This window comes from Pseudarthrobacter cellobiosi (genome assembly GCF_023913755.1).
Classification (GTDB): domain Bacteria; phylum Actinomycetota; class Actinomycetes; order Actinomycetales; family Micrococcaceae; genus Arthrobacter; species Arthrobacter cellobiosi.
Genome location: NZ_JAMXBJ010000050.1, coordinates 507645 through 530819, shown reverse-complemented (window position 1 = coordinate 530819; position 23175 = coordinate 507645). Strand labels below are relative to the sequence as shown.

At 63.7% G+C, this 23175-nt stretch carries 16 protein-coding genes; 10 read left to right on the top strand and 6 right to left on the bottom strand.

Annotated elements, in window-relative coordinates; translation table 11 throughout:
• Nucleotides 1-106 precede the first annotated feature (106 nt).
• Nucleotides 107-574 carry an Rv3235 family protein gene (locus NG696_RS20025; protein WP_252576542.1) on the bottom strand — a complete coding sequence of 156 codons (468 nt, stop codon included), beginning with the start codon at nt 572-574 and terminating at the stop codon, nt 107-109.
• Between the two features lie 43 nt (nt 575-617).
• Nucleotides 618-1451: a LysM peptidoglycan-binding domain-containing protein gene (locus NG696_RS20020; RefSeq protein WP_252567265.1), complete on the bottom strand. Its 834-nt coding sequence runs from the start codon at nt 1449-1451 to the stop codon at nt 618-620.
• A gap of 157 nt (nt 1452-1608) precedes the next feature.
• Between NG696_RS20020 and NG696_RS20015 the strand changes: the two genes are divergently transcribed.
• Entirely contained in the window at nt 1609-2181 is a 573-nt protein-coding gene (locus tag NG696_RS20015; protein WP_252567263.1) for a hypothetical protein, read from the top strand.
• A 113-nt stretch (nt 2182-2294) separates the two neighbouring features.
• Here the strand turns inward: NG696_RS20015 and NG696_RS20010 are convergent, their stop codons facing one another.
• Nucleotides 2295-2510 (bottom strand): helix-turn-helix domain-containing protein, encoded by a 216-nt coding sequence (locus tag NG696_RS20010; protein ID WP_252567261.1) that lies wholly within the window; start codon nt 2508-2510, stop codon nt 2295-2297.
• A gap of 152 nt (nt 2511-2662) precedes the next feature.
• Between NG696_RS20010 and NG696_RS20005 the strand changes: the two genes are divergently transcribed.
• Genes NG696_RS20005 through NG696_RS19990 form a run of 4 tightly spaced genes read left to right on the top strand, consistent with a single transcriptional unit; the run spans nt 2663 to nt 11017 of the window.
• Entirely contained in the window at nt 2663-3304 is a 642-nt protein-coding gene (locus NG696_RS20005) for an SAF domain-containing protein (RefSeq protein WP_252567259.1), read from the top strand.
• Entirely contained in the window at nt 3301-4608 is a 1308-nt protein-coding gene (locus NG696_RS20000; protein WP_252576541.1) for a CpaE/TadZ family protein, read from the top strand. Before NG696_RS20005 ends, NG696_RS20000 begins: the two co-directional genes overlap by 4 nt.
• A gap of 57 nt (nt 4609-4665) precedes the next feature.
• The gene (locus NG696_RS19995; RefSeq protein WP_252576540.1) at nt 4666-9519 is read left to right on the top strand and encodes an NAD-glutamate dehydrogenase; all 4854 of its coding nucleotides are present in this window, start codon (nt 4666-4668) and stop codon (nt 9517-9519) included.
• A 28-nt stretch (nt 9520-9547) separates the two neighbouring features.
• Complete coding sequence (locus NG696_RS19990) at nt 9548-11017, top strand: sensor histidine kinase (protein ID WP_252576539.1); 1470 nt, start codon at nt 9548-9550, stop codon at nt 11015-11017.
• A gap of 103 nt (nt 11018-11120) precedes the next feature.
• Here NG696_RS19990 and NG696_RS19985 read toward each other — a convergent pair whose 3' ends face one another.
• Nucleotides 11121-11369, bottom strand: coding sequence for a WhiB family transcriptional regulator (locus tag NG696_RS19985; RefSeq protein WP_003804966.1), 249 nt, complete (start codon nt 11367-11369; stop codon nt 11121-11123).
• Nucleotides 11370-11600: 231 nt separating this feature from the next.
• Here NG696_RS19985 and NG696_RS19980 point away from each other — a divergent pair, with 231 nt between their 5' ends.
• Nucleotides 11601-12038, top strand: coding sequence for a hypothetical protein (locus tag NG696_RS19980; protein ID WP_374211266.1), 438 nt, complete (start codon nt 11601-11603; stop codon nt 12036-12038).
• A 16-nt stretch (nt 12039-12054) separates the two neighbouring features.
• Here NG696_RS19980 and NG696_RS19975 read toward each other — a convergent pair whose 3' ends face one another.
• Nucleotides 12055-15984: an FtsK/SpoIIIE domain-containing protein gene (locus NG696_RS19975; RefSeq protein ID WP_252576538.1), complete on the bottom strand. Its 3930-nt coding sequence runs from the start codon at nt 15982-15984 to the stop codon at nt 12055-12057.
• A 387-nt stretch (nt 15985-16371) separates the two neighbouring features.
• Here NG696_RS19975 and glf point away from each other — a divergent pair, with 387 nt between their 5' ends.
• The 4 genes from glf to NG696_RS19955 are packed head-to-tail and all read left to right on the top strand — an operon-like array spanning nt 16372 to nt 21168.
• Nucleotides 16372-17559, top strand: a complete 1188-nt coding sequence (gene glf, locus NG696_RS19970) for a UDP-galactopyranose mutase (RefSeq protein ID WP_252567251.1) — start codon at nt 16372-16374, stop codon at nt 17557-17559.
• On the top strand, nt 17556-19547 hold the full coding sequence (locus tag NG696_RS19965; protein WP_252576537.1) for a glycosyltransferase: 1992 nt from the start codon (nt 17556-17558) through the stop codon (nt 19545-19547). The genes glf and NG696_RS19965 overlap by 4 nt, the downstream gene beginning before the upstream one ends.
• A complete protein-coding gene (locus NG696_RS19960) occupies nt 19548-20417 on the top strand; it encodes an ABC transporter permease (RefSeq protein WP_252567247.1) in 870 nt (289 codons plus the stop codon).
• Between the two features lies 1 nt (nt 20418).
• A complete protein-coding gene (locus NG696_RS19955) occupies nt 20419-21168 on the top strand; it encodes an ABC transporter ATP-binding protein (RefSeq protein ID WP_252567245.1) in 750 nt (249 codons plus the stop codon).
• Nucleotides 21169-21186: 18 nt separating this feature from the next.
• Here the strand turns inward: NG696_RS19955 and NG696_RS19950 are convergent, their stop codons facing one another.
• A complete protein-coding gene (locus tag NG696_RS19950) occupies nt 21187-23169 on the bottom strand; it encodes a DUF6541 family protein (RefSeq protein ID WP_308291989.1) in 1983 nt (660 codons plus the stop codon).
• Nucleotides 23170-23175 lie beyond the last annotated feature (6 nt).

Here is a 23175-nt window from a genome sequence, read left to right as displayed (position 1 = left end):
GATCAGCCACAGGTCGACACTGCAATAGATCGTCACTGAAATAGTTCGACATTGGAAGTGCCCGGAGCCTCAGCTCCGGGCACTTCTGCATTCGTGGGCAAGCGGTTCAGCCGACCATAAACTCGGTCACGCGCCAGACCTGCTTGCTGCGTTCAAGCCGGACCGCAACTGCCCGTGCCCGGATGTCATCAACCACCACGGCGCTTGCCTCATAGATGCCCGGGGCGACCTCGCAGGCCCGGACGGAACGCACGATGGAGTTCTTGTGCAGCCGGGCCAGGGACGGCGAGGCAGAGCGCGACTGTTCGCGGCGGATCAGGACCGCACGGTGCTGCAGCACGGCGAGGCAGCGCGGATCCAGGCGGCGGGCGAGCTGGTGGATCGGCCGGATGCCGGCGAGGACTTCCATGGCCGCCTGCACTGTGCTGCGGGTGATCGCCAGGATTTCGGAGGCTTCGTCTGCGGCACGCAGCGGCGCGACCGCCGCGGTAGTGGTACGCAGAGGAACCTGTCGGACTGCTGCCGCGCGGCCCGGGTTGACCGTGGCGGAGCGGATTGGCGTAACTGCGTACATGTGATTCCCCTTAATCGTGAGCTGATGAATATCGGAACGTCGGTTAGGCCGTGGAAGGTGCTTTCAAAATCTGCCCGGGCAGCAGGACATGCGGGCTTTCGCCGATCCGGGATTTGTTGGCCTCGTACCAGCGGGGCCAGTGCAAGGCGACATCCACATCCGAAGCCGCCGGGCCCAAGTGGCGGGAAGCGATGTCCCAGAGTGTGTCGCCCGCCAGTACCGTGACCTCACTCAATGGCGACGGTGGGACCTGTTCCGCCCGGACGGGCTGGGCCGCCAGCAGGCCGGGGTCCGGGACCGGCGGGCTGGGACGCCAGTCTGGCCGGACCGCCGCCGCAGGAGTTTCGGTGGTCTGTCCTCCCGTGTCTGCAGGGTGTTTGCCCTCCGGTTCCGGGAGCTGCCGGTGGCCGCTTGTGGGAGACCACTGGGCCTGGATGGCTGCGCCGTGGACCGGTACGTCCTGGACCGCCACTTCCTGCGTGGGTACCCAGGCGGGTCCGGCCGGTGGGACGGCTGCGTGAGCCAGCGGTGCCGACAGTAGTTGCACCGACAGTGCGGCCACAGCGAGCCGGCGCATAAATGCCGGGCAGCACTTGCCGGCCCTGTCGGCGGCCCGCCGCCTGCCGCACCTGTCCAGGACGGCAGCCGCTGACGCCAAAACCATCGAGAAGATCCACCACGCCACGATGGCCAGCCCTGCGGCGACAGCCACGGCACCGAGTAGGTCATCGAGGTCCGGGCCTTGCCGGCGTGCTGTGGACAGTTGCCATCGGCCCACCATGCCCCCGCCGGCAACGCAGAGGAAGAATCCCAACAGGAGGATGGACGCCGCCATGACGGCGTCTGCGCGGAGCCCACGTGCTGTAGCTGCCGTCATGATGTTCCTATCTCATGTTGATGCTGTTTGATACTGCTTGATGCCATTTGATGTATCTAGGTTCAGTTTGACGCACTTATGCTGGATTTGTCCAGAGACTGGAGTGAAGTCGTTGGTGAATTGACCGCGAACAAACCCGCACCCTACGCTTGGCCCCATGCGTTGGGATGCTCTGTTCAGTGATATGGAGGCACAGTTCGCCGAGGGCGAGCGGCTGGCCGTCGATGCCGAGATCTCTGAGCGGGCAAGAGCGGAAACGGCCTCCGTCGTTCTGGCCGACCGCTTGCGGGGTTCCTTGAACAGCCACGTGGCCGTGTACCTGGCGTGTGGGCGCGCCTTCGAAGGAACCCTGAGCCATGCCGGCGCCGATGCGCTGGTCCTGAACGAGTTGCGTCGCCAGGTCCTGGTCCCGTACGGCGCGGTGGCACGCTATGCGGGCCTTGGCCGCGGCTCCGTGGCCGAGACTTCGCAGGTGCGGCGCCGGATCGGATTGGCGCATGCGCTGCGGGGCCTGGCGCGGGACCGGGCCGAACTTGCAGTCACTCTGCGCCACGCGCCGGAAAGGGATACCGGGCTGGCCGGAGTCATCGACCGGGTGGGCAGTGACTTTTTGGACCTGGCGCTGGTCAGCCCCGGGGAGTTCCGGCGTGCATCACAGGTTCGGCAGGTAGCCACGATTCCGTTTGCGGCGCTGGGTGCCCTGCGGTCACGGAGTGCAGGGGAACTGTAGCCGCGAGCCGGAGTCTTTGTTCACCTAATGGGACTTTGCCGCCCGTTGAGGCGATTACCTGGACAAAAACTCAGCGGACAAGCGGTTGCGAGGGCTGACTCGCAAAGCCAAAATCAGCCTTGCTTGGCTTTGGCTTCCAGGATCATGCGGCTGGCCTCGGCGTAACGCTCTTCGATGTATTGCTCCAACATCTTTTCCTCGACGCGCCACTGCCCGCGGCCACCCACCTGGATGGCCTTCAGTTCTCCGCTGCGGACCAAGGCATAGGCCGCCGGCGAGTTGATTTGCAGCTGTTCAGCAACATCGGCGAGAGTCAGGAATCTGGGCATAGCTCCATTTTGCCATTGAAGGCGTCATCTGGTGCGGTTATCCACAGTTTGATGTTGTTTGGTCTTTTGACTTTTGTTCCGGGGCCCATGCCGTAACAATGAGGTGTCCGGACGCAGCCAGCCGCCTGGACCGGAGCTAGGGGGAGAAGAGCATGAGCCACGATGCTGTTACTACAGGTGCCAGGCTGAAACCGCCGTCGTGGAAGGATCCCCGGCTGCTGGTTGGCGTGCTGCTGGTCCTGGCATCGGTGGTGGGAGTGATCTCGCTGGTTGGCAGCGCTGATCAGACCACCGAGGTTTACGCCGCCCGGGACTCCATTGCGGTGGGTGAGAAGCTGACCGCGGACAATGTGGTCCGGGCCAAGGTCCGCCTGGGTGAGACCGAACAGCATTACGTCACCGTTGAAGCAGGGCTCCCCGACGGGTTGGTCGCAGTCCAAAGAATCGGCAAGAACCAATTGGTGCCCAAGGAAAGTCTGGCCACCGTGGATTCGTTGGACCGCAAGCCCGTGGCCGTGACCATTGAGGAAGCACTGCCGCCGCAGGCGGTTGCCGGGACCCGGGTGGACGTCTGGGTTGCCTTGCCGGATGCCCGCAACGGCTTCAGTGAGCCGAAGCTCCTGCTGCCCGGCGCGGAAATTGCACAGGTGACCGCCGGCACCACGGCCTTGGGGTCCTCCCGCAATACAGTGCTGATGGTGCTGGTTGCCGACGGCCAGATGCCGGCCATCCTCGGCGCGCAGGCGAACCAGGCCAAGATTTCAGTGGTGTGGAACCCGGGCGGGGCCTCATGAGTATCCCCGTGGTCACTGTGGGCCAGGCCCGCGAGGACGTGGTGGGCGGGTTGGAGCGGCTCCACGGTCCGGTCACGGTGGTCCGTCGCTGTACTGAACTGACGGAACTGCTGGCGGCCTGCCAGAGCGGCCTGGCACGGGCCGCGGTTGTGGCTGACGGCTGCGAGGGCCTGACTGCTTCGCTCGTTGATCGGCTCGGTGCCGTGGGCGTGGCGATCATCGCCCTCACGGATGACGCCGACGAGGCTGCCAGGCTGCGCGGGATCGGTGTGGCCTCCGCACTGACCGGCGTAGAGTCCGCCGCCCTGGCCGGCAGGATTGCCGAGGCCGTTGACCAGCTGACAGGCACCGCCAGGGATGCAACGTTCGGGAGCGGGCTGGGGGACACCAGCGCTGCGTTGCGTCAGCGTCCCGCAGCCCAGGCGGACGTGCCGCCGGCCTCCGGGGCGGGAAAGATCATTGCCGTGTGGGGTCCCGCCGGTTCACCCGGCCGGACCTTCGTCGCGGCCAACATCGCGGGGGAACTGGCTGCGGATGGGAAATCCGTGCTCCTCGTCGACGCCGACAGTTACGGGGCCAGCATCGCCGCAGTCCTGGGCCTGCTGGATGAATCTGCGGGGATCGCGCAGGCCTGCCGGCTTGCGGACCAGGGACTGCTCGACGCCGATGCGCTGCTGAAGGTGGCCACACCTGTCACCACCAAACTTGGAACTTTCCGGGTCCTGACCGGGATCACCCGGGCGGACAGGTGGACCGAACTACGGGCAGCAGCACTGTCGCTGGTGCTGGAACGCGCCAAGGAGGTTGCCGACGTCGTGGTTGTGGACACCGGCTTCTGCCTGGAGGCGGACGAGGAACTCAGCTTCGACACGATGGCTCCGCGCCGGAATGCCGCGACCCTGCGGACCCTGGAACTGGCGGACACCGTCTATGCCGTGGGGGCCGCCGATCCGGTGGGGGTTCCCCGGCTGGTCCGCGGACTCGCGGAGCTCGAGCTGGCAGTGCCGCACGTGTCGCCTGTTGTGGTGATGAACAAGGTCCGGGCGGCGGCGGTGGGGAGATCCCCGGAGCGACAGCTGAAGGATGCGTGGGGGCGGTATGGCCCGTCGGCGGAGATCGCAGCCTTCCTGCCGGCGGACAGCCCCGCAGCTGACGCCGCGCTGCTCGGCGGCTCTTTGCTGCTCGAAACAGCGCCGGATTCCAAGCTCAGGCGGGCGATCGCCGATTTGGTTTGTGCAGCTGTCCAGCGATCTTCCCGATCCTCTGTATTTTCTTCCACACCAAGGCTTCGGCGAAAGGGCTAGGCTCACCGTAGGAGCTGCAACGGTGCAGCATCAAACTTGTGATGGAGGCGTTTGTTGATGTCGTCTGGATCCAGCGTGGAGGATCAAGCCTTGGCTATTGGTGACCGGGAGGGGTTCCTGGCGGATTATTACCAGCACCTTGCCGAAGAAGATGCCCGGACTTATTCCCCGGAGGTGCTGGCCAGCCGGGCGGAAACCCACCGCGGTGTCGCCGCGAACCGGCAGCCGGGCCAGGCGAAGGTTTCCATCGTCAACGAGGCGGACAGCAGCGTCGTCTACGTCGTCACGGACGATATGCCTTTCCTTGTTGACTCGGTCAACGCCGAGCTTGTTCGCCAGAACGCCGCCATCGGACTTGTGCTTCATCCACTGTTCGTGGTGACCCGGAACCGGGAAACGGGACAGCTGGTCAAAGTTGACCGCGTCCCCTCCCATATCGGTCTCTCCAGCGGTGATACGGCGGCGATGCCCATGCTGTCGCACCTCATCGCGCAGGGCGAAAACGCCTCCCACATGGAGTCGTGGATCGCCGTGGAAATCAACCGCGTCTCCGACGAGGCAAAGGCGTCGTTGCTGGACGGGCTGGACCGCATCCTGGGCGACGTGCGCGCCGCCGTCGAAGACTGGCCCAAGATGCGCAACAAAGCCCAACAGATTGCCGCGAGCCTCGACCAGGTGTCCCACCCGGCCCAGATTGCCGAACTGCGGCAGGCGCAGGACCTTTTGCGCTGGCTCGACGACGGCAACTTCACTTTCCTTGGATACCGTGAGTACGACCTCGTCACCGTCGACGGTGAAGATGTACTGGAACTGCGTGAAGACAGCGGTCTCGGACTGCTCCGGGCGAAGCCGGGCGCGCCGCATATGCAGCACCTCACCGACGCCGGCCGAAAAAAGGCCCGCGAAAAGCGGGCGCTCGTGATCACCAAGGCAAACTCACGGTCCACCGTCCACCGCCCCGCGTACCTTGACTACATCGGTGTGAAGAGTTTCGACGCGGCAGGCAACGTCAACGGCGAGCGCCGCTTTATCGGCCTGTTCGCAACCAGTGCCTACGCCGGATCCGTCCGGAACATCCCCGTCGTGCGTGAAAAAGTGGACGCCGTGCTGGGCAATGCCGGCTTCCCGCCGGACTCACACTCCGGCAAGGACCTTTTGGGGATCCTGGAGACGTACCCCCGCGACGAGCTGTTCCAGATCGAGACCGAGGACCTGGCGGCCACGGCAACCGGCATCCAGAGATTGCAGGAGCGGCGGCGGACCCGGCTGTTCCTCCGGCCGGACATCTACGGCCGTTTTATGTCCGCGGTGGTCTACCTTCCGCGTGACCGGTACACCACCAATGTCCGGCTCCGCATCGAGGAAGAACTGCGGACCACGTTCAAGGCTGAGTCCATCGACTACGAAGCGCGGATGACCGAATCGGCCCTCGCCCGCCTGTTCTTCCGGATCCGCCTGCCCAAGGGCAGCGAGGTCAGCCACTTCAACGCCGATGAGCTTGAAGCGCGGCTGGTCCGGGCAGCCCGTTCGTGGAGTGAGGGCATCGCTGAAGTCCTGCGGGAACGCGGCGCCGATGAACAGGCGAAGGAGCTCGCCGCGATCTGGTCGGAGGCTTTTCCGGCTGGCTACCGGGTGGATTACGAGGTTGAAGACGCGCTGGAGGACATCGCCCGGTTCGAGAAGTACGGGGCTGAGGCGGAGCGCACGGCCGGTGCCAGGCAGGAGCGGCCGGGCGTCCATGTGTACTTGCCCAAGGGTGCCGGTGAAGTCCTGGAGGAGGATGCCCGCGTCAAGCTGTACATGCTGGAGCCCAAGAGCCTGAGCCAGATCCTGCCGTTCTTCCATAACTTGGGACTCGAGGTGCTCGATGAGCGGCCCTTTGAGATCGAGACGGCTGACCAGCGGGATTTCTTCCTGTATGATCTCGGGCTGAAATACCCTGCCGGCATTGATCCGCTGGCTACGGGACAGCTGCTGGCTGACTCGTTCGGTGCCGCCGTATCCGGTGCCGTTGAGTCGGACAGTTTTGACCGGCTGGTGCTGCGTGAGGGGATGCAGTGGCGTCAGATCACTGTCCTGCGGGCCTATGCCCGGTACATGCGGCAGATGGGAAATACCAACTCGGTGGGCTTCATGGCGGACACGCTGCTCGCCAATCCCGATGTAACCAAGGCCCTGACGGCTCTTTTCGCGGCCCGGTTCGATCCCGCCCTGAGCGGGACTGAGCGCCTTGCGGCGCAGGAGAAAGCCCGCGGCGAGCTGTCAGCTGCCATCGACGAGGTGGCAACGCTCGACGCCGACCGTGTGCTGCGGACCCTGGCGAACCTGATCGAGGCGACCCTCCGCACCAACTACTTCCAGTACAAGACGCACCTGAGCTTCAAGCTCGATCCTGCCCGGATTGAGGGGCTGCCGTTCCCGCGGCCGATGTTCGAAATCTGGGTCTATTCCCCGCGGGTTGAGGGCGTCCACCTCCGCTTCGGCAAGGTGGCCCGCGGCGGCCTGCGCTGGTCTGACCGGCGCGAGGATTTCCGGACGGAGATCCTTGGCCTGGTCAAGGCGCAGACCGTCAAGAACGCGGTCATCGTCCCCACCGGCGCCAAAGGCGGCTTCTTCGCCAAGCAGCTGCCGGACCCCGCCGCGGACCGCGCGGCCTGGATGGCTGAGGGTGTTGAAAGCTACAAGACGTTCATCCGGGGCCTGCTGGACCTCACTGACAACCTCGTCACCGGAGCTGAGGGCGAAACTGTAGTGCCGCCGTCGGACGTTGTCAGGCACGACGACGACGATTCCTACCTTGTGGTGGCGGCGGACAAGGGGACGGCCACGTTCTCGGACATCGCCAACGGGCTGGCCGCAGAATACGGGTTCTGGCTCGGTGACGCGTTCGCCTCCGGAGGTTCGGTGGGTTACGACCACAAGGCCATGGGCATCACGGCCCGTGGCGCCTGGGAGTCGGTCAAACGTCACTTTAGCGAGCTCGACGTCGATACCCAGACCCAGCCGTTCAGCGTGGTGGGCGTGGGCGACATGTCAGGCGATGTGTTTGGCAACGGCATGCTCCTGTCTCGGCATATCCGGCTGCTGGCAGCGTTCGACCACCGGCACATCTTCCTTGACCCCGCACCGGAAACGGAATCGTCGTTCGTGGAACGCCGGAGGCTGTTCGAACTGCCGCGGTCCTCGTGGGACGACTACGACAAATCCCTCATTAGCGAAGGCGGCGGCGTGTACGCCCGCCAGGCCAAGTCCATTCCGGTCTCGCCGCAGGTCCGGGCCGCGCTGGGGCTGCCCGAGGCGACCACGGAGCTGAGCCCGCCGGAACTCCTCCGCGCCATCCTGCTGGCCCCCGCCGATCTGCTGTACAACGGCGGGATCGGGACGTATGTCAAGGCCAGCACGGAGACCAATGCCTCCGTGGGTGACAAGGCCAACGACGCGATCCGCGTGGATGGCAAGGACCTGCGGGTCAAGGTGGTGGGCGAAGGCGGAAACCTGGGCATGACCCAGCGCGGCCGCATTGAAGCAGCCCTGCAGGGGGTCATCCTGAACACTGACGCGATCGATAACTCGGCCGGCGTCGACTGCTCCGACCATGAAGTGAACATCAAGATCTTTGTGGACCGGATGGTGGCTGCGGGCAAGCTGACCCCGGAGGAACGGGCAGGCTTCCTCGCCTCCATGACGGACGAGGTGGGTCGGCTGGTCCTCGAGGACAACGTGGACCAGAACATCCTGCTCCTGAATGACCGGATGCGGGTGGCCGAGTGGAGCCCCAGCTATGAGCGGCTCATGGACTGGCTGGAGAAATCGGCTGACCTGAAGCGTGACCTTGAAGCGCTGCCCAGCACCGAATCCCTGCGGGAGCGCCTGAGCCAGGGCCAGGGGCTGACGTCACCGGAGCTTTCGGTGCTGGCGGCCTACGCGAAGATCGAGCTGGCCTCGGCGCTGCGTGACAGCGACCTCGCCGACGATCCGTGGTTCCGCGGGACGCTGCGCGCGTACTTCCCGCAGCAGCTGCGCGAACGGTTCGACGCCGAACTGGACACCCATCCGCTGCGGCGCGAGATTATTGCCACGGTGGTGGCCAACGACATGATCAACATGGGCGGCATCACGTTCGCCTTCCGCACCATGGAGGAAACCTCGGCCACGGAGGTGGCTGTGGCCAAGTCCTTCGTGGCGCTCCGCGAGATCTTCGACCTGAACACCATGGTGGGGGAGTTGAACAGCCTGCCGGCGTCGTTCCCCACCGAACACTGGAGCACCGTCCACCTGGACATCCGCCGCCTGCTGGACCGTGCTGTCCGGTGGCTGCTGGCCCAGGGCGGCACGTCCCGGCCCATCGCGGAAACCGTGGCCGAATTCAAGCCGCTCCTGGACCCGATGCGCGCGCGGCTGCTGGATTATCTCCGTGGCGATGACCGTGACCGCGTTGTCAGCTGGCTGGAGACCGCGCACGGGTGGGACCTTCCGGACGGGCTTGCCTTCCGTTGGGCGGAGCTCTTCGAGAGCTTTGCCCTGCTGGACATCGCCAAGATCGTGCACGCCCGTAAGGAGCCGGTGGAGGAGATTGCGGCGGTTTACTACACAGTGTTCAATCGCTTCCACGCTGACTCGCTGCTGGAACGGATCAGCAGCCTGCCGCGCCAGGACAGGTGGCAGGCACTGGCCAGGGCCGCACTCCGGGATGACCTCTATTCCACCGTCTCGGACATGACGACGGCGGTACTCGAGTCGACGGCGTCCGGGGACTCCGCGGAGGACAGGCTGAAGGACTGGGAACGCCAGAATGCCGAGCAGCTGGGCAGGGCAAAGAGCATGTTTGACGAGGTCAACTCGCTCGAGGCCGACGACATGGCCTCACTGTCGGTAGCATTGAGGCTCTTGAGGTCAATCGTCCGACGCTAGGAATCCCGGCGTCGTAACTGGAGGTGCAGTGGCAATCTTTACGGACCCCATCAGGGAACACGCTGATTTCGGGCCGGGCGATGCCGAATGGCTGCACCTCCTGGTGGGCGACTGGCAGATGGTCGCTGACCTGGCTTTCGCTGACCTGGCGTTGTGGTTCCCGCACCCGGATCACGGCTATGTGGCGCTGGCGCACGTCAGGCCGTCCACCACGCACACCGTGTTCCACGGTGACTTTGTGGGCGAGCCCATCCGGCAGGACCTGCAGCCGCTGGTGGACAAGGCCTGGAGCAGCCGCGCCATCGAGCGGTCCAGTGAGACCAACTGGAGCGCGGACATGGCGTTGCGGGTGGAGGCTGTGCCGATGGTGCGCAACGGCCGGACCCTAGCTGTGGTGACCACCCACATGGACCTGTCCAGTTCCCGGATGCCGTCCCGCCTGGAGTTGACGTACCGGCAGTGCGCCTACGATCTCCTCCGGATGGGAACGCTGGGTCTGTGGCCTGACTTTGCCTCGCCCACCGGTTCGCGCCGCGGCGCGCCTCGTGTGGGGGACGGCCTGATCAGGCTCGATGCCGAAGGAATTGTGCAGTACGCAAGCCCCAACGGGGTGTCGGCTTTCCGGCGGCTGGGCGACGGCGAGTCGCTGGAAGGCCGTTCCCTGGCGGAGGTGACCGCCGGCCTGCTGAAGGACCGGCGGCTGGTTGACGAGACGCTGCCGCTGGTGGTGACGGGGCGGATGCCGTGGCGTAGTGAGATTGAATCCCGTGGTGTGAGCCTGTCGCTGCGGGCCATCCCGCTGCGGGATGAGCAGCAGCGCTTTGGTGCGCTGGTGCTGTGCCGGGACGTGTCCGAACTGCGGCGCCGGGAGATGGAACTCGTTACCAAGGATGCGACCATCCGCGAGATCCATCACAGGGTGAAAAACAACCTGCAGACCGTTGCCGCCCTGCTGCGTATGCAGTCCCGCCGGATGGTCAGCGACGAGGCCAAGCAGGGCCTGGAGCAGGCGATGCGGCGCGTGGCCACCATCGCGCTGGTCCACGAGACTCTTTCGCAGGGATTGGCGCAGAGCGTTGACTTCGACGAGCTGATCGGCCGCCAGTTTAGGCTTTCCGCAGAGGTCGCCTCGCCATCGCAGCAGGTCAAGACCGAGCGGTCCGGACTGTTTGGGGAACTGCCCAGCGACTTCGCCACCCCGCTGGCACTGGTCATCAATGAACTGGTGACGAACGCCGTCGAGCACGGGCTCGAAGGACGTACGGGCACAGTGTGGCTCCTCGCGGACCGTTCCGAAGAGGAAGACGGCGAGGAACTGCTGACCGTCACGATTGCCGACGACGGTGTGGGACTGCCGGACACTCCGCACGTCGAGGGGCTGGGGCTGCAGATTGTCCGCACGCTGGTCACCAGTGAGCTGGGCGGCACCATCGCGTGGCACCCGCGCGACGGCGGCGGAACGGCTGTCCAGATCCGCCTGAGCCTGGCGGCCAGGTAGCCCGGGGACCTTGCCCATGACTTAACTGCCGACGGCCGCAACCCGGAAGGGTTGCGGCCGTCGTTGTGTGAGGCTGTTGGTGCTAGGGCCTTAAGGACCGAGCCTAGGAGGCGCGGCGGGCGCGTGCGGCGCGGCGCTTAAGGGCGCGGCGCTCGTCTTCGCTCATGCCGCCCCAGACGCCGGCGTCCTGGCCGGACTCGAGAGCCCACTGGAGGCACGTGTCAACGACGGGGCAGCGGCGGCAAACGCTTTTGGCTTCCTCAATCTGGAGGAGGGCAGGCCCTGTGTTTCCTACGGGGAAAAACAGTTCCGGGTCCTTGTCGAGGCACGCCGCGCGGTTACGCCAATCCATGCTGATCAGTTGCTCCAATTCTGGGATAAGCCGTTTGTGAAATAATTCACTAGTAGCTACAAAGGAAAAGGGCCCTGAGGGGCCCCCTTGGTCATCTCAGTCAAGCCTGTCATGTTAACGCTGTGTAAACAAGGGGTAATACAGCTTGAAATCCCCGGATAGCTGAGCGATACATCACACGGGCATTGCCGACCCCCGCCACTGTCCGACTATCTCCGGTAGGGTGCCAGTGTGTCAAGACCCCCCACGAACCCTGCAGATCCGTCGCCATCCACGCGCCCGCACGGCATTGTGGCGATAGCCCTTGTTGTTGCCGCCGAGGCCACCGCGCTATTGGTTGCCGCCGCCTGGTACGGCTACGAACTCCTGACCGGTGCACCGGTCCTGTCTTTTTGGGGAGCCGTATTTACTCTGGTCCTCTTGCTCGCTTTCTCGGCCTGGCTCTATTCGGTGGGGCACTTCCTCTTCCGTGGGCGGCGGTGGACGAGGGCAGCGGCGCTGGTGGCCCAGCTGTTTGTCCTGACTATCGGCGTCCCGACCCTTACCGGCGGCGTTATCTGGGCGGGGATCGCCATGGTGGCGCCGGCACTTGCGGCCATAGTGCTCCTGTTCGACAAACGCGTCATCAGCTACGCATCCCGGACAGGCGATTCGCCTCCGGCGTTCTAGGCGTGTTGCCGGCCATCTAGGCGGCCAATCCGTCCAGCGACTGATCCGGCGGTACCCAGCCCATCTGGACGGCCGTCGCGCGGCCGTTCTGGATGAGAACGCTCCGTCCCGGTGGCGGGTTGGGATCCGCCTCGAAGCGGACCCCAAAGAGGTCGCCGTCCATAAAGGTCCGGGGCGCGATCAGGATGCCGCAGCCCAGGTTTCGCGCCTGGAGCGCCAGTGGAACCCGCTGGGCGAGTATCGGACTGTACCCCGCGGTCATCACCACCGTGATTCCGAGCGTGTTGAGGTCGGCAAGGTCGCGGGTGATGTCCTGCGGCAACAGGTCCGCATCGTCAACCAAAGCCACCGAGTTTCGTTCCAGACCGCCCGTGGTGGCTTGGCGCAGGATCCCGGACCAATAGGCACCCGGTTCGGTGTCCTGCTCCGGCATAAGCCACGGTCCTGCTTCAGGGTTGATCTTTGGCAGGAGCCGGAGAAAAGACGACTTGCCCGACGCCGGGCCGCCCAGCACGGCCAGTACTCCACCCGCAGGCGCCCGGACGGATATCGGTTCAAGTTCGTCGCCGCCCACGCCGATGCGGAGGACGCGCTGCCCCAGTGGGATCCTGCCTTTCAGTCCAGCCGGGATCTGAGGGGCCGCCCGGTTCAGGATCCGGGCCGCAGGAACCACGGCCGGCAGGGGCTCCACGCGGAATGGTCGACGCCGCAGGGAAGGCTCCGGCGCTTGGGCTACCCCCGGATCCGCGGCCTCAGCGCCGGCAGCCGTGTAGAACTGGCAGACTGCAGTTCTTCCACCCGACAGCGCGCCCACAGCGACGCCCCTTCCCACCGCGGGCGCTGTCGGAGGCAGTTTCGGCCAGGCAATCCGGCTGTCGTCGCTGGATCCGGTCGGGAAGTACACGCGGTTGGGAACGGCTGCGAAGAACCTGGAAGTGACCAGTTCCCGCTGTCCTGAGATGATCACCGTGATACCGGCCCGGCTTCCATCACGGACAAGGTCATGGAGAACGTCCTCGGCCCACGCCAACGGCCCGGCACGGAAGGCCGAGAGCCAGGATCCCCAGCCAGCGATCACGAGCACGAGCGGTATGTCGTCGTCAGCGGCGGGACGTCCCAGCCGGAGTGACTGCTCCCGTGCCAGACGCTCCAGGATGCGTACGGCACGGCGAAGCTCGTGCAGTCCTGCCGTGGCGCCCACCCGGCAGTGGGAAGCCAACCCCACGAACGAACTGTCCGGGTCCAACACATACAAGTGGGATTCGCGGGCGTGGGATGCCAAGCCGAGGACTGCCAGCCGGATGGCCTCGGGCACTCCTGATTCCGGTCCGCCAACAAGGGCCAGGTGTCCGTGGCCGGCAGGTTCCCAGATCAAGGGTGCGGTTCGCTGTTCGGCGGGCAGGTCCATCAGGCCGAGCGTTACGGACCAGCTGGTGGCGCCGGCGTCGGCCTTGGTCCTGTCACTGGCGCCATCGTCGTCGTCAGCGTCGCCTTCTACGGTCCCGGGGGTAGACGAGGCTGCAGGTTCGGGGAGGAGACGGGGGAGCGGTGCAGCAATCGGCTTCCGGATGGCCGGACGGTTCATGGTCTCCCACAACGCGGACATGGAAGCTGTCAACGGGGCGGTTGCCTCGGCAGGCGTCGGTTCATGGCCGGCGGATCCGGAATGCCCCAGCACTGCAGGGGCATCGATGTACTCGGAGGCCAACCATACCGAGATTCCGGCGGGTTCGGATCGGATGGCTCCGGCTGTCAGGGATCCGGCCTGGAACTCCAGCGGAGCCTCCGTTCCGCGGGCCAGGTAAGCCCGGCCCGGAGTATCGACGCTGATCCCGGCCGCGGCTTTCGAATTGATGATGTCCACGGATTCCATCTCCGACTGGACGCGCAACGCGATGCTGGTGGTGACGTTGGCGCGGATGTCGGCCGTCAGCGCGCCCTGGGGCCGTTGCGTGGCCATGATCAGGTGGATGCCCAAGGAACGGCCGATGGCGGCGATCCTCATCAATTCCCGGAGCGATTCGGGAGCATCCTCCACCAGCATCCGGAATTCATCTATGACAATTACAAGATGGGGGAGCGGCGACGCGCGGCCCGCCGACGTTGCCCGGAATGACGTCAGGTCCGGTGCCTGAACTGCCGCAAGGCTCTGTTCCCGGAATTTGATCTCGGCGCGGAGGGACTGCAGGGCGCGTTCGAGCTCATGGCTGCTCAGGTCGGTGAGCATACCCACACAGTGCGGGAGCCCGGTCAGGGGTCCGAGTCCGGAGCCGCCCTTGAAATCCACAAAGAGGAAGTTGATGCGGTCCGGCGCGTAGCTGAGGGCGAGAGCAACCGTGATGCTGCGCAGGAGTTCGGATTTTCCTGAGCCAGTGGTCCCGGCGACCATCAGGTGGGGTCCGTCGTTTTGGAGATCGAGTGTCCGGACACCCTCAAGGCCACGCCCGATGGGAAAGGCTAGCCCGGGTCGGCTGCTGTTTGCTAACCATCTTCGGGATGTGTCGGAAGTGGAGTAGGGCAGCAGTTCTTCGAGCCGGCAGGACGTGGGGATGGTCCCTACCGCACCGCCGGTCTGGTTTGCCTCCCCCGCCAGCCGACGGCAAAAGCTGTTAAAGACGTTAATGGGGGCCAGATCGGGAGCGAATTGGATGCTGTCATCACCGTCATAGAACACAGACGAGCGTTCACCGAGTTCCACGTGAGCTGTCGTCAGTATGGACCCGCCTTCGGGGGCATGGATGACCTGCCACCCGTGTTCCAAGGCCGTTGCTGTGATTCGGGCCGAGGACTCCGTGCCGTCCCTGAGAAGGAGCAGGCCGTGTGCTGGAGCAGGTCCGAAGCCTTGTTCGAGCAAGGTTCCGATGGTCCTGGCGTTACTGGAAAGCGTGACGCGGTCCAGATATCGTGCGGTGAAGGGGAGCAGCTCCGCATTGCCATGCACAACCACCCGGGTATTCCGGCCCAGGGGATATGCCGCGAGCTGCATCAGGAGTGAGCGAACCAGCCCGTCAACGGAGGCACGTGGCCCGAGGATGCTGGTGACGGGCTTGGCCGGACTCAGCGCAAGTGGCAGCATACCGGCCGAAGGAATTGCACGGCCCGGATCCGTGGGCTCGAACCGGAGGTTGGCCGGCTGGATTGCCTGGCCCAGCCGCAGCCAGATGCCCTCGTTGGTGGCCGGCCCGGCCCGATCCCTTCCTGTTGTATCCCCGATGGTCAGGTCCGAGAGCGGCGGCGCGGCCCGCCGTCGTCGTTCCTGGTCTTGGGTGACGGCAGCCCTGACCGCGGCAGCCAGTTCGCGGCGTTGCCTGCGCCCAGCGATCACGGGCACGAGGATGGAGATCGCGGAGACGGCCGTGAAGGCCAGGAACATCCACATTCCGGTCACGACGGCAAGCCCTACGCCGATGACCACTGGCAGCACGGCCGTCAGGAGCAGCGCCGCGCGGTTCGTGGGATCGTCTCGGCGGCTGACAACCAACGTCTCATGGACATCCGTCCCCGCGTCGGCCAAGCCGTCACGCGAACGCTCAAGGAACACCAACGACATGGTGGAGTTGCCGCAACGAATGGTGGAGCCCGTCGAAATCACGGCATTCCGCACGCGCTCGCCGTCCACATCGGTGCCGTTGGCGCTGTCCAGATCAACAATCGTGATGGCTGTCTCGGTGACCACCAGGTGTGCATGGGCCCGCGAAACGTCGGCGTCTGGGATGAGAATGTCGGCATTGCTGCGGCCGATTGTGTACGTGCCGCGCCGCAGCGGCACAACTGTCCCCGCGCCGGAACCGCTGTGGACGGCCAATGCCAGTGACGCCGGAGTTTCGGAGCCGCGTGGCCGGGACCTGCGCGCCGTCAGGCCCGCTCCATCAACGAGCGTGGCTCCGTTGACCAGCGGAGGCTGTCCGAGCGTGAGCGAACTGACATCCCGGTCGTTGACGCTCACTGTGCCCGTCCCAAACCTGCAGGCCAGCGCTGCCTGCAGTTCCGCGCCGGCCGCCCCGCAAGGACCCTCAACGGTCAGTTCCACGGGCGATTCCTGCAGAGCTGCGCCCGGGCTCCGAACGAGCGTGCAGTGCAGCGGCATGATGCGAAGGTCCTAACGGTCAGCTTGTCTTTAAGCTAGCCATCATGCAGGCGGGTGTCGCGGGGGTGAAGGCCGTATGTGGATAAGGGCGGGAGCGCCTCCGCGCGCCGATCGGCGACCGCCACGGGGTACAGCAGCTGCGGTAGGCGAGCCTCCGGATTGGACGGTCACGACAGTGTCTCGGGTAGGCTGGAACCGCAGACAATGCACTGCGTTGTGCTGCCCTCACTCGAAACTGGAGATTTTGTGACCGCTGACCTCGTCATCGTAGGGTCGGGCTTTTTCGGCCTGACAATCGCAGAACAGGCCGCCACTGAGCTCGGCTTGAAGGTGGTTGTCCTCGACCGCCGCCACCACATTGGTGGGAACGCGTACAGCGAAAAGGAAGAACAGACCGGGATCGAAGTGCACCGCTACGGCGCGCACCTGTTCCACACGTCGAACGAGCGCGTGTGGGAGTACGTGAACCGGTTCACCACCTTCACGAACTATGTCCACAAGGTCTATGGCGTGCACAAGGGCGAGGTCTACTCCCTGCCCATCAACCTGGCCACCATCAACCAGTTCTTCCGCGCCAACCTGACACCAGGTCAGGCGCAGGCTCTGATCCAGGAACAGGCTGGCGAACTCGCCGGGACGGATCCGCAGAACCTGAACGACAAGGGCATCCAGCTCATCGGACGGCCGCTCTACGAGGCGTTCATCAAGCACTACACCGGCAAGCAGTGGCAGACCGATCCCAAGGACCTGCCCGCCGGCATCATCTCCAGGCTGCCTGTGCGCTACAACTACGACAACCGGTACTTCAACGACAAGTACGAGGGCCTGCCGACCAACGGCTACACGGCCTGGATCGAAAAGATGGCGGAACACCCGAACATCGAAGTCCGGCTCAACACCGACTTCTTCGACGAGTCGCACGAGTACAGCAAGAACAAGGTCGTCGGGAACATCCCCGTGATCTATACGGGTCCGGTTGACCTCTACTTCGATTTCGCCGAAGGCGACCTCTCGTGGCGAACCATCGACTTCGAAAAGGAAGTGCTCGACGTCGGCGACTTCCAGGGAACGTCGGTGGTCAACTACAACGACGCCGATGTGGCCTACACGCGTATCATCGAGCCCCGCCACTTCCACCCCGAGCGTGAGTACCAGACGGAGAAGACCGTCATCATGCGGGAGTTCTCCCGTGCCGCAGAAAAGGGCGACGAGCCCTATTACCCGATCAACACGCCCACGGACCGGGAACGCCTTCTCAAGTACCGCGATCTTGCTGCAGCAGAGAAGGACGTTCTCTTTGGCGGACGTTTGGGCACCTACAAATACCTCGATATGCACATGGCCATCGGCTCGGCCCTGACCATGTTCGACAACCAGATCCGGCCGCATTTTGAAGGCGGCGCCAAGCTTGAAAGTGGAGGAGTGGACGCATGAGCGAGACTGCATCGGCGAACACATGGTCAACTTTGCAGCGCGTGATCCTACCGTCCGGCGACCAGATGGACACTGTTTCGCTGTACGTTGATGCCGGAACGGCCAGCGGGATCAGGCTTCGGGAGAATGACGAACTGGCCCGCACACCCAAGCTCCCGGAACAGAAGCTGCAGATGTTCAGCTCCGGCAGCCGTGAGGCGCACTTCGAGGACCTGCTGACGAGGCAGTCGATGCGTGTCCGTTCGGGTGAGCAGATGTCGTTTGGCACCTACTTCAACGCGTTTCCTGCCAGCTACTGGAAGCGCTGGACCTCGGTCCGGGACGTACGCCTTGTCGTCCGCACCAGCGGCACGGGAACTGTCACTGTGTACAAATCCAATGCGCGCGGGTCGGTTCAGCGCGTTGACGGCAAACATGTCGACGGAGACGCAACGTCTGTCTTTGACCTCACGTTGAAGCCGTTCGGCGACGGCGGCTGGTACTGGTTTGATCTGGCCGCAAGTTCCGGAGAGCTCCTGTTGGAGAACGGTGAGTGGCAGGCCGAGTCCAGCCGCGAATCCAAAGGCCAGGTCACTCTCCAGATCACCACGATGAACAAGCCTGATTTCTGCCTGAACAACGCCCGCATCCTCGCAGAGAATCCTGATGTCCTTGAGAACGTCAAGGAGATCCTGATCGTGGACCAGGGGACACAAAAGGTCGAGGCACAGGATGGCTTCACCGCCGTCAAGGAATCGTTGGGCGGAAAGCTGAGGATCATCAACCAAGCGAACCTTGGTGGATCCGGTGGCTTCGCGCGCGGGATGTACGAGTCCGTTGAGAACGGCAGCGACTACGTACTGCTCCTTGACGACGACATTGTCGTGGAGCCGGAAAGCATCGTGCGGCTGCTGACCTTCGCCGACCACTGCAAGAAGCCGACCATTGTCGGCGGGCATATGTTCGACCTCTACAACCGAAGTGTGCTCCACACATTCGGCGAGGTTGTTGATCCGTTCCGGATCGTCCCGGCCCTGCCCCACGCGGACATGGAAGTACGCCACGACTTCAGCATCGCAAACCTCCGCCAGACGGCTTGGCTGCACCGGCGAGTGGATGTGGACTACAACGGCTGGTGGATGTGCCTGATTCCCACCGAGGTCATCCGGGAGATCGGTCTTTCACTGCCGCTCTTCATTAAGTGGGACGACGCCGAATATGGGCTTCGCGCGCGGGAGGCCGGATTCGCCACGGTGTCTCTTCCCGGCGCTGCTGTGTGGCATGTTTCATGGATCGACAAGGACGACCTAGTGGGATGGCAGGCGTACTTCCACGAGCGCAACCGCCTGATCACCACGCTGATCCACAGCCCCTATCCCAAGGGTGGGCGCGTACTGCGGGAATCGGTCCAGTCAGATGTCAAGCACCTGGTCTCGATGCAGTACTTCACCGAACACGGCCGCATCGAGGCCTTGAAAGACCTCTTCAAGGGGCCCGAGGACCTCCACCGGGTACTCGGCACTAAGCTGCCGGAAATCAACGCGCTGAAGGCTTCCTATCCCGACGCCCAACTGAAGGACGACGTTGATGACTTCCCCGCTCCGAAACTGGGGCGCGGACCGATGGGAGGCACCGTCGTCGGGATGCCAAGCAAGAAGGACCTGATCCCGTGGGGCATCAAGACTGTTGCGCGGCAGCTGATCAAGGCGCCGGGTCCGGAAAGTGCCGAGCGGCCCCAGGGATATCTCGCCCACCGGGATAACCGTTGGTTCAGGGTTGCCCACTACGACAGCGTGGTGGTCTCCAACGCCGAAGGAACTGGCGCTTCGTGGTATCAGCGCGACCCGAAAAAGCTGAAATCGATGCTGACAGAAGCCACCCGCCTGCATGTAAGGCTTTTCCGCGAGTGGGATCGGCTGGCCGAGCAGTACCGCAACGCCGTTGCCGAGGTCAGCTCGATGGAGTCGTGGAAGAAGACCTTCGATGCTGCGTCGGAGGATTCAAAGTAGATGTCCGGCACCACTGACGAAATGATCCGCCCCGGCCAGGGGCGCGGCCTGCTTGACGTCTATGACCACCGGTTCCTGCTCAAGCTCCTGGTGCGGAAGGAGATCAAAGTCCGCTACCGCGGATCGGTCTTGGGATTGTTGTGGTCTTACGTTAAACCACTGATGCAGTTCCTCATCTACTTCGTGGCTCTTGGGATCTTCCTGAATCTGCAGCGCGGAACGCCCAACTACGCGATTTATCTGTTTGCCGGCATCGTGCTGGTGAACTTCTTTACCGAGTCCCTGGGCAACGCCACCAGATCCATCGTGGACAACCGGGATCTCATCAGAAAGATTTACCTTCCTCGCGAGCTGTTTCCGGTGGCCACGGTCTGGGTGTCGGCAGCGCACTTCCTGCCACAAATCGTTGTACTCATCGGGGCATGTTTGATCGCAGGGTGGACCCCCAGCGTCCTTCAGCTGGCCGCAGCCGTGTTGGCCTTTGTCTTGGTTTCAATTCTTGCAACAGGACTGGGCCTCCTGTTCAGCGCCGCCAATGTTTACTTCCGTGACTCGGAGAACATCGTCGACATGATCCTGATGGTGGTCACTTGGGCTTCACCGGTACTCTACGTGTGGACGATGGTTCAGAACGTCATGGGCTCCTGGTATTGGGTGTACCAGCTCAACCCCATGACCGTTGCCGTGGAAATCTTCCACTGGGCATTCTGGTTCCCCACCTTGAAGGAGGACCAGTTGGGGCTCGCCTCGATGCCGCCGGATCTCATGACGGTCTGGCTTCCCGTCGCCTTCCTTATTTCTTTGGCCGTGTTGTTCGTAGGGCAACTGACCTTCCGCCGCGCGGCCGTCCATTTCGCTCAGGAGCTGTGACGTGAGTGCACTCGGCAATATAGCCATCAGTTGTAGTGGGCTGCGCAAGCAGTTCGTACTCCGCCACACGCGCTCCATGAAGGAAGCTGTCGTCTGGCTGGTCAAGGGGCGCAAGGGTGACCTTTCCAAGAAGTTCATGGCACTGACGGATGTCTCTCTGGAAGTGAAGCAGGGGGAGACCGTGGCTCTGTTGGGGCTGAACGGCTCCGGGAAGTCCACTCTCCTGAAACTCATCTCGGGAGTCCTTCAGCCCGACGGCGGCACCGTCTACACCCGAGGGCGGGTTGCCGGCCTCATTGAGGTCGGCGCGGGTTTCCACCACGACCTCAGCGGACGCGACAACGTTTACCTCAACGGTGCGATTCTGGGCATGACCGAGAAGCAGATTGACGAGATGTTCGATTCCATCGTTGAATTCTCGGAGATCGGCGAGTTCATCGATACCGAGGTCAAGTTTTACTCCTCCGGCATGTACCTTCGGCTGGCATTCTCCATCGCTGTACATACGGACCCCGAGGTTTTCCTCATTGACGAGATCCTAGCGGTGGGAGATGAGCCCTTCCAGCGGAAGTGCATCGCCAAAATCAAGGAGCTGTCGGACAAGGGCAAAACCCTCTTTGTGGTCAGTCACGATCTGGACTTGGTCTCAACTGTTTGCGAGCGGGGCATTCTCCTCGAACACGGCCAAGTCATCATGGATGGCGAAGTACACGAGGTTGTGGCCGAGCTTCGGAGCCGCACGGCCGCCTAAAGTCTCGCGAAAACCTCGTTAGGAGCCGTCGCAGGCCGTGATCCTATAGAGCTTGGCTTCGCCTTGGCTGTCGATCAGTTCAACCCCCGGATTACTCTCAAGGTGTTTGAGTCCGGGCGGGGTGTGGTCCCCGCCATGAACTTCCTTGGATCCAAAGTCAAGGGCATAGTAGGCGTTTTCGTCCTTAACTGCGGCGCACACCTCAGGGTCTGAAGCCACCATTCCGAGCTCGTCGTAGATTTCCTGAAGCTCTGGAGAGACGTAGCTGAGGATGTGCAGCTGGGCGGCCTTCCGGTCACCAAGGGCGTAGGAGAGCGCTGCCCCCGTGTACGGATTTCCAAGCAGAGTGGAACCGGCAGGCACTGTCCGCTCCAGCCGCTGGATGACTGCCAACTCATCCGCGGAGACCAGCGGTGAGTCGTCACTGATTGAGTATTGCCTGGACGCCTGGGCCACTTCCTGCTGTAGCCCGCCCTGCTGTCCGAGGGCGATTGCAGCTGCCGACAGGACTGCCACTCCGGCGTAGGCCAGCAGCCGCCGGCTCCGCGAGGGCGTAACCAGGGTGGCGGTTCCAAAAAGCTTATCCACCGGCTCGCGCCAACTCCCGGCACCTATCTGGGCGACCGCCCAGGCCACTCCGACAGCCACCAGCAGCACCGCCCCAACAGGCAGGAGGGCCGCGAGGCGGTAGCTGTCGTTGTACCAGACCCCGGCCAGGAAGTTCCGGAGCGGAGAAATAGGAAATCCGGAAACTATGACAAACAATCCCGCGAAAATAATGGAACCAGCAATAACCCATGCATGTCGCTCAAGGGTACGGAAGCACGCCCACACGCCGAGGAGGACCAGCGGTGCCACCAACCAGGCCGGTGCGAGACCCATCGGTGACACCAGCAACGCTTCACCGACAGCCTGCGGGACCGTATGGTATGGACCCCAGAACGAAGCTTCTTCAGGCGGTCGAAGGTAGATCCACAGGATGAGGAAGACGATGGCGTAACCTGCCAGGGCTGTCGCAGCGGCATAGTAGCGGCGACTGTCGGTGGCGCGGGCAGCCCAGATGGCAGGGCCTGATGTGAAAACCAGGAATCCCACCATCGGGGCGGTCCAAACGAGCCACGCCATGAATGTGGTCGGATGCGATACTGCAAGGCCACAGAGGCACAGCATAAGCGCCAACGCTGTCGGCAGAACAGGCGACCGCCCAGGATCTGCCATGCCAAGGAACTTGGCTGCCAGCGCAATACTTGCGGGCAGGACGCTGATGGCGAGCAGGTTGGGGTACAAGACTCCGAAATCCATCATCAGCAGGGGGAATGCCCCAAGCGAGGCGGACGCGATTCCGGCCGCGAGAGTGGCAGTTGGACTCGGCCCCGCGATCCAACGGGCCATCAGGAGGCAACTGAGGGGCCAGAAGACCGCTGACAGGACGATACTGGTGATATTCACAGCCGCTGGGACGTCTGCCCCCGTGACTGAAGCCACGAACATTGCTGCCGCGTTCCACCCTGCCGGGTAGAAGCCGCCTCCGGTCATGGCTCCGATGGTTAGGGAGGAAGCCTGGCCGGTATCTAGAGCGAATCGGACGGAGTTGAGATGGAAAACTGCGTCATATGTCTGGGAAATAGATCCGGGGGATCCAATGACCTGCAACGCCCTCCATGCAAGCAGCAACGCGGCAACAGTGAAGGCCGCGAATGGTGCCGACCGTACCAACATCGAGGATCCTCGGGCCGTGTGCTGCTGCTCGGGCCTGAGACGACTCACGAAAAATCCTACCGTTGCCAGCAAGGCGGTGGCGACGCCGACAGCGACGACCCCAAAAGGGGCACCAAGGAACGGCGTACCCGTTGAAGTCACAACGAGGACGCCCACGGACAGGGCAGGTGCAAGCGCTAAGGCGTCAAAAGACCTGAAGCGCAGCGACAGGGCAACGGCCAGACCCGGTGTCAGCAGGAGTAGAGAGGAGAGAAAAATCTGCGGAAGGACCGGCAACCACATCTGGCT